At 71.0% G+C, this 14,019-nt stretch carries 10 protein-coding genes; 1 reads left to right on the top strand and 9 read right to left on the bottom strand.

Features of this window, described 5'->3' with window-relative positions:
- Positions 1–26 precede the first annotated feature (26 nt).
- The 3 genes from JKJ07_RS28445 to JKJ07_RS28435 all read right to left on the bottom strand — a co-directional run bounded on the left by JKJ07_RS28445 (position 27) and on the right by JKJ07_RS28435 (position 3,719).
- Positions 27–2,207 (bottom strand): MMPL family transporter, encoded by a 2,181-nt coding sequence (locus JKJ07_RS28445; RefSeq protein ID WP_202994875.1) that lies wholly within the window; start codon positions 2,205–2,207, stop codon positions 27–29.
- Positions 2,208–2,242: 35 nt separating this feature from the next.
- Positions 2,243–2,809 (bottom strand): TetR/AcrR family transcriptional regulator, encoded by a 567-nt coding sequence (locus tag JKJ07_RS28440; RefSeq protein WP_202994874.1) that lies wholly within the window; start codon positions 2,807–2,809, stop codon positions 2,243–2,245.
- A gap of 142 nt (positions 2,810–2,951) precedes the next feature.
- Positions 2,952–3,719 (bottom strand): S1 family peptidase, encoded by a 768-nt coding sequence (locus JKJ07_RS28435; protein WP_202994873.1) that lies wholly within the window; start codon positions 3,717–3,719, stop codon positions 2,952–2,954.
- A gap of 243 nt (positions 3,720–3,962) precedes the next feature.
- On the opposite strand from JKJ07_RS28435, the gene JKJ07_RS28430 reads away from it, so the two are divergent.
- Complete coding sequence (locus tag JKJ07_RS28430) at positions 3,963–6,143, top strand: MMPL family transporter (protein ID WP_307834451.1); 2,181 nt, start codon at positions 3,963–3,965, stop codon at positions 6,141–6,143.
- 107 nt (positions 6,144–6,250) lie between these two features.
- Here the strand turns inward: JKJ07_RS28430 and JKJ07_RS28425 are convergent, their stop codons facing one another.
- The 6 genes from JKJ07_RS28425 to JKJ07_RS28400 form a co-directional block, all read right to left on the bottom strand.
- Positions 6,251–7,093, bottom strand: a complete 843-nt coding sequence (locus JKJ07_RS28425) for a PHP domain-containing protein (protein ID WP_236030038.1) — start codon at positions 7,091–7,093, stop codon at positions 6,251–6,253.
- A gap of 203 nt (positions 7,094–7,296) precedes the next feature.
- Positions 7,297–8,136 (bottom strand): PHP domain-containing protein, encoded by an 840-nt coding sequence (locus JKJ07_RS28420; protein ID WP_202994870.1) that lies wholly within the window; start codon positions 8,134–8,136, stop codon positions 7,297–7,299.
- Between the two features lie 59 nt (positions 8,137–8,195).
- A complete protein-coding gene (gene ftsH, locus JKJ07_RS28415; protein ID WP_236030037.1) occupies positions 8,196–10,325 on the bottom strand; it encodes an ATP-dependent zinc metalloprotease FtsH in 2,130 nt (709 codons plus the stop codon).
- Between the two features lie 127 nt (positions 10,326–10,452).
- Positions 10,453–11,661 (bottom strand): hypothetical protein, encoded by a 1,209-nt coding sequence (locus JKJ07_RS28410; protein ID WP_202994869.1) that lies wholly within the window; start codon positions 11,659–11,661, stop codon positions 10,453–10,455.
- 158 nt (positions 11,662–11,819) lie between these two features.
- Positions 11,820–12,692: an NAD-dependent epimerase/dehydratase family protein gene (locus JKJ07_RS28405; RefSeq protein ID WP_202994868.1), complete on the bottom strand. Its 873-nt coding sequence runs from the start codon at positions 12,690–12,692 to the stop codon at positions 11,820–11,822.
- Between the two features lie 36 nt (positions 12,693–12,728).
- Entirely contained in the window at positions 12,729–13,967 is a 1,239-nt protein-coding gene (locus tag JKJ07_RS28400) for an FAD-binding protein (RefSeq protein WP_202994867.1), read from the bottom strand.
- Positions 13,968–14,019 lie beyond the last annotated feature (52 nt).

The following is a 14,019-nucleotide window of genomic DNA, read 5'->3' as shown; positions in this document are numbered from 1 at the left end:
CGACGAAAGCCGGTTCAGGCGAGGTTTTAGACCGCGTGGGCGTGTTCCTCGATGTCGCGCGCGTCGTCCGGAACGTGCCGTTCCAGGGCCGCGCCCTCCACGTCGACGACCGGCAGCCAGCGCAGCCAGCTCGGCAGCCACCAGGCCGAGCGGCCCATCAGCGCGATCGCCGCCGGCACGATGACCATGCGGACCACCAGGGCGTCGAACAGGATGCCGATGGCCAGGGCGAACGCGATCGGCTTGATCGTGTCGTTGCCCTCGGGCACGAAGCCGGCGAACACCGCGAACATGATCGTCGCCGCGGCCACGACCACCGGGGCCGCCTGCCGGAAGCCGGTGATCACCGCCTCGCGCGGCTCGACGCCGTGGGCGTGCGCCTCGTGCATCCGCGAGACCAGGAAGACCTGATAGTCCATGGCCAGGCCGAACAGGATGCCGACGATGATGATCGGGGCCAGGCTGAGCAGCGGTCCGGTGGTCTCGGCGTTGACCACGTCGGCCAGCCAGCCCCACTGGAACACCGCGGTCGTCGCGCCGAGCGCCGCGCCGATCGTGAGCAGGAAGCCGACCACACCGGCCACCGGCACCAGCAGCGACCGGAAGACCAGCACGAGCAGCACGAAGGCCAGGCCGACGACCAGGATCAGATAGATCGGCAGGGCCTGGTCGAGCTTCTCCGACACGTCGATGCTGACCGCCGTCTGCCCGGTCACGTAGACCTCGGCGTCCGGCCCGTCGGCGACGTCGTCGCGGATGGCGTGCACCAGGTCGATCGTGGCGGTGTCCTCGGGCCCCGAGGCCGGGATGATCGAGATCAGCGCCGTGTTGCCGGCCTGGCTCGGCTGGGGTTCGGCCACGAAGGCCACGCCGGGCAGAGCGGAGATCTTTTCCCGTACGGTCGTCGCGTACGCCGGGGCGCCGGAGCCGTCGACCAGCACCAGCAGCGGGCCCGCGAAACCGGGGCCGAACCGCTCGGAGATGATCTCGTCGGCCTTCTCCTGGGTGCTGCCCTCGGCGGCCCGCTGGATGAGCGTGGTCTGCATCGAGAAGAACGGGATCGCGATCACGGCCAGGGCGGCGACCGCGACGATCAGGCTGAGCGCCCGCTGGTGGGTCACCATGTGCGCCCACCCGCGATAGAAGCCCCGGTCGCGTACGGGGGCCTCGGTGGGGTTCTGCCGGGCGCTCCTGGGCAGCGCGCGCAGGCCGATCGCGCCCAGGAAGGCGGGTACGAGGGTGATCGCCACCAGCACGGCGACGACGATGGTGGCCGCGGCGGCCAGGCCCATCTCGGTCAGGAACGGGATGCCGGCGACGGACAGGCCGGCCAGCGCGATCACCACGGTCAGGCCCGCGGTCACGACGGCCGAGCCGGCGGTGCCGACCGAGAGCGCGACGGCCTCGGGCACCGGCAGGCCGCGGCGCAGCTCCTGCCGGAACCGGGTGACGATGAACAGCGCGTAGTCGATGCCGACCGCCAGGCCCAGCATCACCGCCAGGATCGGGGTGGTCGCCTGCAGCTCGGTGAAGCCGCTGAGCGTGACGATGCCGAGCGCGCCGATGCCCACGCCGATGAGCGCGGTCAGCAGGTTCATGCCGGCCAGCAGCAGCGAGCCGAAGGTGATCGCGAGCACGACCAGCGCCACGACCACACCGATGATCTCGCCCGCGCCGCCGATGTCGGCGCCCGACTCCTGCGTGGCGTCGCCGCGCGCCTCGACGGTCAGGGCGGCGCCGCGCGACTCGTCGACCACCGCGGTCAGCGCCTCGCGCTGCTCGGGGGTGATCTGCTCAGGCTTCACGTCGTAGGTGACCGTGCTGTAGGCGGCGCGCTGGTCCCGCGACACGGTCGGCGCCTGCGGGTCGAGGGGGTTGGTGGCCGAGATGACGCCCGGCAGCTTCTGCAGCTTGGCCACGACCTGGGCGACCTGGGCGGCGGCGGCCTGGTCGGTGATCTTGCCGGTGCCGGGGGCCGCCATCACCACCTGGGCGGTCGCGCCGGACGAGGCCTCGCCGTAGCGCTGCTCCATCAGTTCGAGGGCGGTGGTCGACTCCTGCCCCGGGATCGAGAAGGAATTGGCCATCTTGCCGGAGAGGGTGGCGGCGCCCACGCCCAGCGCGATGAGGGCGACCAGCCAGGCGACCATGACGATGGCCTTGTGGCGGACTGCGCCCCGGCCGAGGCGATGCAGCAGTGTTGCCATGTGCTTGTTCCCTTGCTCGTCGGTGCGAACGCGGCTTATGCGGACGCGGCCCGGCCGTGGCCGAGCGCGTCGTAGCTGACGTCGATGAGGTCGTCGAGGGTGACGACGAGCGGCTTGGCCTGCAGGGTGACGCCCACGACAGCGAGCGCGCCCAGGGCCCCGACCACGCGGACCGCGCGGATCGGATCGGTTTCGGGATCGGTCGCGAAACACTCGAAGATCACGTCGCCGATGGTTTCGAGGATGCAGCCGAGCTCGCTCTCGGGCTCACTCACCAGGCCGCTGAGCAGGAGCGCGACCGTGCCGCGACCCTCCAGGGCCAGGCGGGCGATGCCGGCGACGGCCGCTCGGTCACGACCCGGGCCAGGCGGCAGGTCGCGCACCGCGGCGGCCACCTCGCGGATGTCCCGCAGGGCGTGATCGACCACTGCCTGCTGCAGCGCCTCTTTGGTCGGATAGCGATGCAGCAGACCGGTCTTGGAATAGCCCACCGCGTCGGCGATGCGCTGGATCGACGTCTCCTTGAAGCCGTGCCGCGCGAAAAGGGTCGCGGCGGTCTCCAGGATCTCGTCGTCGATCTGTTGCTTCGTCGGTCGCGGCATGCGGACCACCCTAGTCGGTTACGGACCAGGCTGGTCGGTAACCGACCGTGGCGGTCCTCACAGTTCGCTTCGCCTCATCAAGTTCACCGCACACGAAAGGGCCGGTTACGGGTTTCCCCGCAACCGGCCCGACGAACAGGGGTCAGTGTGTGACTTGAGAAACCCAGGAGGCCAGGTTGTCCACCCGGGCGGCGTTCTCGATGCTGTCGTGCGGGCACGACGGCCCGTTGCTGACCACCGCGACGAGCGCCGGCGGCCGCTTGCCCCGCTCCACGAAGAACGGGCCGCCCGAGTCGTACGGGCAGGGTGTGGTGTCGGCCTGCGGGGCGAACCCCTCGACCTGAGTGACCGAGTCGCTGAGCGCGACCACCTCCATCTCTCCTGTGCGCAGCCAGGTCACCGGGGCCGGGTTCACGCTCGTGGTGGACCCGTAACCAGTGACCCGCAGCACGTCCCCGACCTCCGGCGCCGTGCGGCCCACCCGGATCGGGCGGACGTCACGAACCGGCTCGGCCAGCTTGGCCAGCGACACGTCGGCGGTCGTCGACTGACGCACCGCCACGATCTCCAGCTCGTGCCCCCGTGAGGTGTCGGTGAGATCGGTGCGGCCGATCGTCGCGATCGTCGAGTCGGCGACCGGGCGTTCGACCCGCACCCCGTTCTCGTCACGGAAGCAGTGCCCGGCCGTGATCACCCACTGGGGGGCGACCAGCGCGCCGGAGCACGCGCTGTTTCGCTTGCCGCCGTCGGCGGTCGGGATACCGGTCATGGTCAGCTTGACCGAGAAGGCGTATCGGCCCTTCTTGACCGGATCACCGTTCGCGATCGCGTGCGCCGGGCCGGCTGACCCGAGGAGCACGATCGCGGCGGCGCCGATCGCGGTGAGAATCGACCTCTTTCGCTGTCCCATGTGGACAACCTAACCAAAGGGATCAAGGGCCGCGAATCGGGGAAGTCCCCGGGTAAACCCTGATCCGTATGGCCGTTTTGCAGGCCTTTACCCCGCGTGGCGTCGCGTTTCCGACGCTCACCGGCGTGTCACGACCTCCGGGGCCGACCGGGGTCCGGCCCCGATGTACCCAGCGTCCGCACTCCATAACTTCAGCTGCGACACAGGATTCACAGCTGGGGGGCAGCAATGGGCAGGCGACCGGTGACGGTACGCATGGCGCGATGGAGCGCCGAACATCCGTGGCGCGCGATCGCGCTCTGGGTGGTCTTCGTGGCGGTGTGCTTCGTGGGCGGCAATGCGGCCGGCCTCAAGGAGGCGACCGCGCAGGACGACGCGATCGGCGAGGCCGGCCGGGCGTACGTGATGATCGACGAGGGCGGCTTCGCGGACGAGCCCGCCGTCGACAACGTGCTGATCACCGCCCGTACGGGGAAACTCGACACCGCGGCCGCGAACAAGGCCGCCGCCGATGCCACCACGACGCTGCGCTCGGTCACCGGCGTGGCCGAGGTGGGCAAGCCGATCCCGGCCAACGACGGCTCGGCGCTGCTGGTGCCGATCACGATGAGCGGCGACCCCGAGACGGCCTCCGACCGCGTCGAGCCGCTGCGCTCGGCCACCGCCGAGGTGCAGGCGGCGCATCCCGACCTGCGGGTCGAGCAGGTCGGCGGGCCGTCCATCAACAAGGCCCTGGACGACACGCTGGGCGACGACTTCACCCGGGCCGAGATCCTCAGCCTGCCGGTCACCCTGGCCATCCTGATCCTGGTCTTCGGCGCGCTGATCGCGGCCGGGGTGCCGGTGCTGCTGGCCCTGTCGTCGGTGGCCGCGGCCATGGGTCTCTCCACGCTGGCCTCGCACCTGATCCCGTCGACCGACGTCACCGCCAGCGTGATCCTGCTGATCGGCATGGCCGTGGGCGTCGACTACTCGCTGTTCTACGTCCGGCGAGAACGCGAGGAACGGGCGAAGGGGCGCGGGCACGTCGACGCGGTGGAGATCGCCGCCGAGACCTCCGGGCACGCCGTGGTGGTCAGCGGCACGGCCGTCATCATCGCGATGGCCGGGCTGTTCCTGGCCGGTGACTCCACGTTCTCGTCGCTCGCGGTGGGCTCGATCCTCGTGGTCGCGGTGGCCGTGCTCGGCTCGCTGACCGTGCTGCCGGCCATCCTGGCCAAGCTGGGCCGCTGGGTCGACCGGCCGCGGGTGCCGTTCGTGTGGCGCCTGACCGCCCGCAACGACGGCACCTTCTGGCGGCGCGTGCTCCACCCGGCGCTGCGCTGGCCGGCCGCGACCCTGATCGTGAGCGTGCTCGCGCTGCTGGCCCTGGCCGCGCCGGCGCTGGGCATGAACCTCAAGTTCCCCGGTACGGAGGACCTGCCGCGCACGACGCCGGCCATGCAGGCGTACGACCGGCTGACCGCGGCCTACCCGAGCAACGGCACCAATCACCTGATCACCGTTCAGGCGCCCGCTTCCTCCGCCGGGGCTGTTCAGGCGGCTCTGACGCGCATCGCCGAGAAGACGCAGGGCGACCCCCTGTTCGCGCCGCTGGAGCAGGACGGGCCGGAGATCGAGGTCTCCCCGGACAAGACGGTCACGGTGCTGCACGTGGCGACACCGTTCTCATCGCGCAGTTCGGAGGCCGCCGACTCGCTGCACCGGCTGCGCTCCGACCTCGTACCGGCCGAATTGAAGGGTTTTGACCACGCCGTCGGTGGCGACGTGGCCAACAACGAGGACTACGCCAAGCACATCTGGCAGACGCTGCCGATCGTGGCCGGGGTCGTGCTGCTGCTGACGTTCCTGATGATGGCCTGGACGTTCCGCTCGCTCGTGGTGGCCCTGACGTCGATCCTGCTCAACCTGCTGTCGGTCGGGGCCGCGTACGGGCTGCTGGTTCTGGTCTTCCAGGGCAGCTGGGCGCCCGACCTGCTCAACTTCACCTCGATGGACGCGATCGTCAGCTGGCTGCCGCTGTTCCTGTTCGTGGTGCTGTTCGGCCTGTCGATGGACTACCACGTGTTCGTGGTGTCCCGGATCCGCGAGGCGGTGCTGCGCGGCGTGCCGACCCGCGAGGCCGTGGCCGAGGGCATCACCGGCTCGGCCGGCACGGTCAGCAGCGCGGCCCTGGTGATGGTGGCGGTCTTCTCGATCTTCGCCACCCTGTCCACGATCGACATGAAACAACTGGGCATCGGCCTGGCCGCCGCAATCCTCCTCGACGCCACCATCATCCGCGCCGTGGTCCTGCCGTCGGCCATGACACTGCTGGGCAAGGCCAACTGGTGGGCGCCCCGCTTCATGCGCCCCCGCGGCCGGCACGCCGCCCCGGCCGTCACCCCACCCACTCCTTCGCCGGAGCTGGTCGGCCGCCACTGAGCCGCCGTTCGCCCCGAGGCCCCCGGCACCGCCGCCGGGGGCCTCGGCCCTGTCCGCTAGGGCCGCTCTCAGCGACTCGCGACTCTTACGCCCGCGTATCTCGCCCGTCAGCGGGTCCAGAAGTCGTGGGCCTCGCGGCCGGGGCGGAAGCCGTGGGCCTCGACCATGTGTGCGGCCTCGCGGAAACCCCGGGCCAGGGCCGACGGCAGGTGGGCGTCGCTGCCGAAGGACACCGTGCGGCCGCCCTCCTCGCGCCACCAGCCGACGATCTGCGGGTCCAGCGGGAGGCGGGTGTTGACCTCCAGCGTGCGGTCACTGTCGGCCAGGGCGCGCAACGCGTGCCGGAACTCGGGCTCGAAGTCGGCCGCCTCGAACGGCGCCACGTCGGCCGGCCAGAAGCGGATCGCGTAGTCGATGTGCGCGAACACGGCGAACGCATCGCTCGCGGCCACGACCGACGGCACCTCGGCCAGATAGCGACGGACGAGCTCACCCGGCTTGACCTGCTCGAGCAGCACGGGCGGGCTGGTGTGACCGCCGGCCATCGGCAGGCAGTGCAACGATCCGAGCACCCGGTCGAACGGCCCCGCACTCAGAATCCCGGCGACAGCATCCGGGTTGAGGTGCGGCTCCCCGATCTCCAGCCCGCTCAGGATGCGCAGCCCCGGAAACCGCTCACGGCAGTCGTCGATCGCCGCGAGATAGGCCCGCGCGTCGAACACCGGCGGCCGCACCACCAGGTCGTCCCCGGTGAAGGGCAAGTAGTGAGGACTCACTTCCAACGATTCCGGGGTGGCCAGCCAGTGGTTGAAGTCGAGATGCTCGGTGAACGCAACCGCCGGCAACCCGATCTCGACGGCCCGGGCACAAGTCCCCACCATGTCTCCGGCCGACGTGTCCCACGACCACTCGCTGTGCACGTGGCTGTCGCCCGGCAATGTGTCCGGCATGTCCATCCCCCTTAGTCGGCGCCCACGCTATCCACCACCAAAAGGCAACCCGGAAACAGACACCCGAAGCGCAAGCAAACAATGACCAAGCCCACCCCGCCCACTCACTCCACCGCCGAAGTCAGATGGCCGGGGCTCGCAACCCAGCCGGCCGCGTCCGACCGCGCCAGACGTCGGGGGGCACACATCCAGGCTCAGCGCGGTCAGCGGTGCCAGAGGTCGTGGGGTTCGCGGCCGGGGTGGAAGCCGTGGGCTTCGACCATGTGGGCGGCGGTGAGGAAGCCGTCGGCCAGGCTCTCGGGTGAGTGGGCGTCGCTGCCGAAGGAGATCGAGGTGCCGCCCTCTTCGCGCCACCAGCGGACGATCTCGGGGTGCAGGGGCACCCGGGTGTTGACCTCCAGCGTGCGGCCGCCCTGGGCGAGGGCTTTCAGGGCGTGGCGGAACTCGGACTCGAACGCGTACGGGTCGAAGCGCTCGGTGGCGGGCCAGAACCGTACGGGGTAGTCGATGTGGGCGAAGACCGAGAACACGTCGCTGCCGGCGACGACGGCCGGGATCTCGGTCAGATAGCGCCGAAACGCCTCGACCCGGCCGAGGTGCTCGAACATTCCTGGTGGCTCGTAGTACGTGCCGGCGATGGGCAGTGCGTGCATCGAGCCGAGCACCCGGTCGAAGTGGCCGGCGCTCAGGATCCGGGCGACGGCCTCGGTGTGCAGGTGGGGCTCGCCGATCTCCAGGCCGCTGAGCACCCGCAGGGACGGGAAGCGCTGCCGGCATCGCTCGATCGCGGCCAGGTAGCCGGCCGCGTCGAACGGGGGCGCGGTGACCCGGCCCTCGGCGTCGGCGAATGACGCCAGGTGCGGGCTCTCCTCCAGCGTGGCCCGGTCGGCGGTCCACACGATGTGGTCGAGATGCTCGGTGAAGGCCACGGCGGGCACGCCCAATTCGACCGCTCGGGCGCAGGTCGCCTCCATGTCTCCGATCGGTGTGTCCCACGACCATTCGCTGTGCACGTGACTGTCGCCCGGCGGCACCTCGGTCATAACTACGCACGATAGGCGGCCGCGAGGGGCGAGGGGTGCCCGCCGCGGCCGCCGGGGCGTCAGGACGAACCAGGAACCCGTTGGGCCGGCAGTTCGGCCACCGTTGCGGAGCCGGTCGCGGCCGGGAGGCCGGCGGGGGCGGAATCGGACGAGGCCGGGGCGGTCGCGGCTGGGAGGCCGGCGGGGGCGGGGTCGGACGCGGTTTCGTGGGGGATGCCGGGGGCCGGTGAGGCGCCGGGGGCCTCGCCGCGGGCGACCGCGCCGGGGGCCTCGGACGGGCTGATGCCGGCCGCGGCGTAGGCGTCGGCCTCGTCGAGGGTTTCCGTTTCGAGCAGGCGGTGGGCCAGGCTGTCGAGCTGGGGGCGGTGGGAGCGCAGCAGCGACAGAGCCTCGGCGTAGCAGGATTCGACGATCTTGCGGACCTCGGCGTCGATCAGTTCCTTGGTGGCGGGGGCGACGCCGTCGAGGCCCAGCGGGGATTCCTGGCCGGGTGGGGGCAGCACGGTGACCGGGCCGATCGCCTCGGACATGCCCCAGCGGCCGACCATCTGGCGGGCGATGTTGCTGACCTGGTCGAGGTCGCTCTCGGCGCCCGTGGTCATGTCGCCGAAGACGACCTCCTCGGCGGCCCGGCCGCCCAGCGCGCCGATGATGCGGCCGCGCAGGTATTTCGCCGAGTAGCCGTAGCGGTCGGTCGACGGGCTCTGGAACGTCACGCCCAGGGCCTGGCCGCGCGGGATGATCGAGATCTTGCGGACCGGGTCGGCGCCGGGCGTCAGCATGCCCAGCAGCGCGTGGCCGGACTCGTGGAACGCCGTACGCTCCTTCTCGCCCGCCGTCAGCATGATGCCGCGGACCGTGCCCAGCACGACCTTTTCCAGCGCGTCGGTGAAGTCGGCATTTTCCACCTGGGTGTGCCCGCGCCGGGCGGCCAGCAGCGCGGCCTCGTTGACCAGGTTTTTCAGGTCGGCGCCGACCATGCCGGGCGTCGTGGCGGCGATGCCGTCGAGGTCGACGCCGGGCGCCAGCGGCACGCCGCGGGTGTGCACGCCGAGGATCGCGCGGCGACCGGCCAGGTCGGGCGGGCTCACCACGACGCGGCGGTCGAAGCGGCCGGGCCGCAGCAGCGCCGGGTCGAGCACCTCGGAGCGGTTGGTCGCGGCCAGCACGACCACGCCCTCGCTGCCGGTGAAGCCGTCCATCTCGGTCAGGATCTGGTTGAGCGTCTGCTCGCGCTCGTCGTTGCCGCCGAGCGACTGGGCGCTGCCCCGGGCCCGGCCGATGGCGTCGAGCTCGTCGATGAAGATGATCGACGGTGCGACCTTCTTGGCCTGGTCGAACAGGTCACGCACGCGGCTGGCGCCGACGCCCACGATCGCCTCGATGAACTCGGAGGCCGAGATCGAGAAGAACGGCACCCGGGCCTCGCCGGCGACCGCGCGGGCCAGCAGCGTCTTGCCGGTGCCGGGCGGGCCGCTGAGCAGCACGCCGTGCGGGATCTGGGCGCCCAGCTTGCGGTATTTCTCGGGCTCGCGCAGGAAGTCGACGATCTCGGTGACCTCCTTCTCCACCTCCTCGATGCCGGCGACGTCGGCGAAGGTCGTACGGGGGTCTGATTCTGGCTGGTAGAGCTTGGCGCGCGACCGGCCGAAGGAGCCCAGCGCTCCCCCGGCGCCGCCCGCCATCCGCCGATAGATCCAGACGAAGAGCGCGACCAGCAGGATCGTCGGGCCGAAGCCGATCAGCAGCTGCTGCCAGACGGGCCGCGGGGCGTCGGGCGGGTTCGCGTTGACCGGCACGTCGTTGCCCTGCAGCGAGGCGAACAGGTTGTCGTCGGCGAACGAGGGCCGCTGGGTGGTGAACCGCTGGACCTGCTCCGACTTGGTCTCGCCGGTCGGCGTGTACGCCGTCTCCTTCTTGAACTCGCCCTCGATCGTGTCGGCGGTCGAGGTGATCTCGCTGACGTTGTTCGCCTGGACCTGGGTCAGAAAGAACGTGTACGACACCGGGGCGCGCTCGGCCGGGCTGAGGAAGAACGACGAGATGATCCAGTTGAGGGCGAGCAGGACGACGAGCATGCCGCCGAAGCGGAGCCAGGTGGAGCGCGGCCTCTTCGGGCCACCGGGTGGATCGCTGGGCGGGGCACCCTCCACCCGCCACGGATGAGGGCGCTTCGACTCGTCGGCCATGGCGCGAAGCTACCCCCGCCATGTGACACAAATGCGCCTTCGTGACGCGCGAGACTAATGGCAAAAGAAGACGCGCGCCCGGGTGGGGGTCCGGGCGCGCGCCTGACTGCGGGATGGCGAAGCTAGATCACTGGTTGAGCGAGCAGGGGGCGAGGCCCTCGGCGTTCAGGTTCGGCTTGACGGCGTTGCGGCCGATCGCCGTCTCGATCCGGTTGATCGTGGCGAACCGCTTGTCCTCCAGCGGGCCGAGGATGGCGTTCTGGATGAAGGCCGGGCCGCCCTGGCCGACGCTGGAGGCGATCCGCGCGTTGGCCTCGGCGATCTGCGTGTTGAGCAGCTCCAGGTTGCGCTGCACCTCGGCCGCGGCCTGGGCCGGGATCGTGGGCAGGTTGTTCACGGCCGGGCAGTTGACGGTCGGCAGAGCGCCGGTGGCGCCACCGTTGCCGGCGTTGCCGTTGCCGGCGTTGCCGTTGCCGGCGTTGCCCCCCGCGTTGCCACCGGCGTTGCCGGCCGGGACGTCGGTCGGCTGCTCGGCCGAGGCCCCGCCGTCCTCGTTGAGCGAGCAGACCGACAGGCCCTCGGCGTTCAGGTCGGGCTTGGCGGCGTTGCGGCCGATCGCCGTCTCGATCCGGTTGATCGTGGCGAACCGCTTGCTCTGCAGCGGGCCGAGGATCGCGTTCTGGATGAACGCCGGGCCACCCTGACCCACCGACGTGCGGATGCGGTTGTTGGCCTCGGAGATCTGCGTGTTGAGCAGCTCCAGGTTGCGCTGCACCTCGGCCTGGGCCTGAGCCGGCACGGCGGGCAGGTTGTCGACGGCCGGGCAGTTGATGGTGGGAAGCCCGGCTGCCGCGTCACCTCCACCGGCGTTCTCACCGGCGGCCGGAACGTCGGTCGGCTGCTGCGCCGAGTTGCCGCCGTCCTCGTTGAGCGAACACTTCGACAGACCCTCGGCGTTCAGATTCGGCTTGGCCGCGTTGCGCCCGATCGCCGTCTCGATCCGGTTGATCGTGGCGAAGCGCTTGTCGGCCAGCGGCCCCAGGATGGCGTTCTGGATGAAGGCCGGGCCACCCTCGCCCACCGACGTACGGAGGCGGTTGTTGGCCTCGGAGATCTGCGTGTTGAGCAGCTCCAGGTTGCGCTTCACCTCGGCCTGGGCCTGGGCCGGCACGGCGGGCAGGTTGTTGACCGACGGACAGTTCACAGTCGGCACAGCCTCGGCGGCCGAGGCAACACCCAGGCCGACACCGACGGTGGCGAGCGCGAGCCCCGCGACCGCGCCGATCTGCCAGCGGCGCACGTTCGTGCGGGACTTGTTGAACCGGCTTCTGTACATTGGGACTGCGCCTTCCGCCAGGGGGACCATTTTTGGCTTCGGCCATCCATACGGGAGCGCTCCCACGGTCGATCATCACTTAAGAATTTCTTAAGGTAATCTCCCCGGCGAAATCCTGAAATCGCAGCTCAGGGCCCTGTCGATCTCTGCAAAAAACTTCAGGCCGGGTCGTATTCGCCCGCCGCGAAGGCCTCGAGCAGCGACGGCCGCGACGGCTTCCAATCGAGCACCCGGCGGGCCTTCTCCCCCGACGCCTGCTGATCCATCAGCAGCGCCTCGCCGAAACCGCCCAGCCGCGCCACCGTGTCGGCCGGATCCTCGGCCACCACCCGCCCGTCGAGCCCGAGCCGCCGGCTGGCCACGTCGCCCAGCGAGGCCACCGACGGGCTGTCGCCGCTCACCGCCAGGAGCCGGTCGCCCGAGGAGCCGGCGGTCAGCGTGGCCACATACAGCTCGGCCAGGTCGTCGACGTGCACGGTGGCCCAGTGCTGGCTGCCCGGCCCGATCAGCTGCAGCGCCGCCGGCTCGCCGACCTGCGCGCCCGCGAAGATCAGACCCGGGATGCCGGCGCCATGGCCGTAGACCACCCCGGGCTCGACCAGCAGCGAACGGATCCCCGGGGCGGCCAGGGCCATGCTGTCGATCTCCTCCCGCCACGCGACCAGGGCGGGCGGCGCGAGCGGGGTCTCCTCGGTGAGGTCGGCCCCCGATCCGTGCACCCAGATTCCCCCCGTACGCACCAGGGTCGCCCCCGGCCGCAGCCCCGCCAGCACCGCGCCGACGAAGTCACGGTCGGCGTCGGCGCTGCTCGCGTCCCCGGGAGTGGCGGTCGCGATCACCGCGTCGGCCTCGGCGGCCAGCCCCCGTACGAGGTCGTGGTCGCGCATGTCACCGGTCACCAGGCGCGCTTCCCCACCCCGTACGCGGGAAGGGTCTCGAACCAACGCCGTGACGCTGTGGCCGGCGGCGCTCAGCGCGGGAAGGACGTGGGAACCGATGTAACCGGTCGCGCCGGTCAGGAATACGTTCATACCGCCACCTTGCCCCAGGTGGCCGCGCTCGGAGGGTCAGCCGAGGATCTCGGTCAGCCACGGGTTGCGGAACGTGCCGGCCGGGTCGTACTTGGCGACCAGTGCGCGGAAGTCGTCGAAGCGTTCCCAGCCCTGGCGGATCGTCTCGGGCGTCATCGTGAACACCTTGCCCACGTGCGGCCGCGGCGACAGCGGGGCCAGCGCCTGCTCGAGCTCGGCCACGACCGGGGTGACGGCGTCGGCGTCGGCGATCCAGGTGAAGTGCAGGGCGATGCTGTCGCGGTGATAGTTGGGGCTCAGCCACAGGTCGTCGGCCTTGATCGTGCGGACCTCGCAGACCTGCAGCACCGCCGCCACACGCTCGCGGATCGAGGCGACGGCGTCGATCGCGGCCAGGCCGTCCTCGCGGGCCACGTGGTATTCCGACTGCAGCTCCTCGCCGCTGGACGGGGTGAACTCCATGCGGAAGTGCGGCAGCCGGGTGTGCCAGGGGCCGGGCACGCCGCCCTGCTCGGTGCTGTTCTGCGCGGGCATGCCGGGCACGGGGTGGCGCGGGCCGTCGGCCAGGTGCCCGCCGTACCACTCGTCGCCCATCGGCTCGGTGCGCTTGAGCCAGGCGTGGCTGATGTCGCGGCTGGTCCAGTTGGTGAACAGGCTGACGCTGTACCCGTCGGCCAGCATGTCGTGCAGGTGCTCGTCGAGCGAGGCGCGGGGCACGTGGTCGAAGACGTACTGCCGGATCTCGAACGTCGGGACCACGTCGAGCGTGAGCGCGGTGATCACACCGAGCGCGCCGAGGTGCACGACCGCGCCCTCGAAGCCGTCGTCGCCGCGGGACAGCGTGACCAGCCGGCCCGAGCCGTCGACGAACTCGAGCGACGAGACGACAGTGGCCAGGTTGCCGTGGGTGACGCCGGAGCCGTGGGTGGCGGTGGCGATCGCGCCGGCCACCGAGATGTGCGGCAGCGACGCCGTGTTGTGCAGGGCCAGGCCGTTGGCGTGCAGGTGGGCCGCGATGTCGCCGTAGCGGCTGCCGCCGTCGACGCGCACGGACTTGCGGTCCTCGCTGATCTCGGCGATCCGCGGCAGGTCGGCCAGCGAGATCAGGGTGCCGTCGGTGTCGGCCATCCGGTTGAAGGAGTGACCGCTGCCCAGCACGTGGATCGGCCCGCCGCCGGCCACGATCTCCTGCACCTCGCCGACCGAGGCCGGGCGGCGCAGCGTCCGCGCGTTGAAGACGATGTTGCCGGCCCAGTTGCTGACTTGCTCGCTCATCAGCCCAGCCTAAAGGCCTTCCCCGTACGCCGGGCAGGTCGCTCGGCTCCGG

The sequence above is a fragment of the Paractinoplanes lichenicola genome, from assembly GCF_016785085.1.
Classification (GTDB): domain Bacteria; phylum Actinomycetota; class Actinomycetes; order Mycobacteriales; family Micromonosporaceae; genus Actinoplanes; species Actinoplanes lichenicola.
The sequence above is the reverse complement of the archived record's forward strand: the minus strand, read 5'-3'. Positions and strand labels throughout refer to the sequence as shown.

What these genes read in the sequence shown, in the direction of transcription:
- JKJ07_RS28445 (WP_202994875.1), bottom strand. Translation starts at nt 2,207, where the DNA reads ATGGCAACACTGCTGCATCGCCTCGGCCGGGGCGCAGTCCGCCACAAG.
- JKJ07_RS28440 (WP_202994874.1), bottom strand. Translation starts at nt 2,809, where the DNA reads ATGCCGCGACCGACGAAGCAACAGATCGACGACGAGATCCTGGAGACC.
- JKJ07_RS28435 (WP_202994873.1), bottom strand. Translation starts at nt 3,719, where the DNA reads ATGGGACAGCGAAAGAGGTCGATTCTCACCGCGATCGGCGCCGCCGCG.
- JKJ07_RS28425 (WP_236030038.1), bottom strand. Translation starts at nt 7,093, where the DNA reads ATGCCGGACACATTGCCGGGCGACAGCCACGTGCACAGCGAGTGGTCG.
- JKJ07_RS28420 (WP_202994870.1), bottom strand. Translation starts at nt 8,136, where the DNA reads ATGACCGAGGTGCCGCCGGGCGACAGTCACGTGCACAGCGAATGGTCG.
- ftsH (WP_236030037.1), bottom strand. Translation starts at nt 10,325, where the DNA reads ATGGCCGACGAGTCGAAGCGCCCTCATCCGTGGCGGGTGGAGGGTGCC.
- JKJ07_RS28410 (WP_202994869.1), bottom strand. Translation starts at nt 11,661, where the DNA reads ATGTACAGAAGCCGGTTCAACAAGTCCCGCACGAACGTGCGCCGCTGG.
- JKJ07_RS28405 (WP_202994868.1), bottom strand. Translation starts at nt 12,692, where the DNA reads ATGAACGTATTCCTGACCGGCGCGACCGGTTACATCGGTTCCCACGTC.
- JKJ07_RS28400 (WP_202994867.1), bottom strand. Translation starts at nt 13,967, where the DNA reads ATGAGCGAGCAAGTCAGCAACTGGGCCGGCAACATCGTCTTCAACGCG.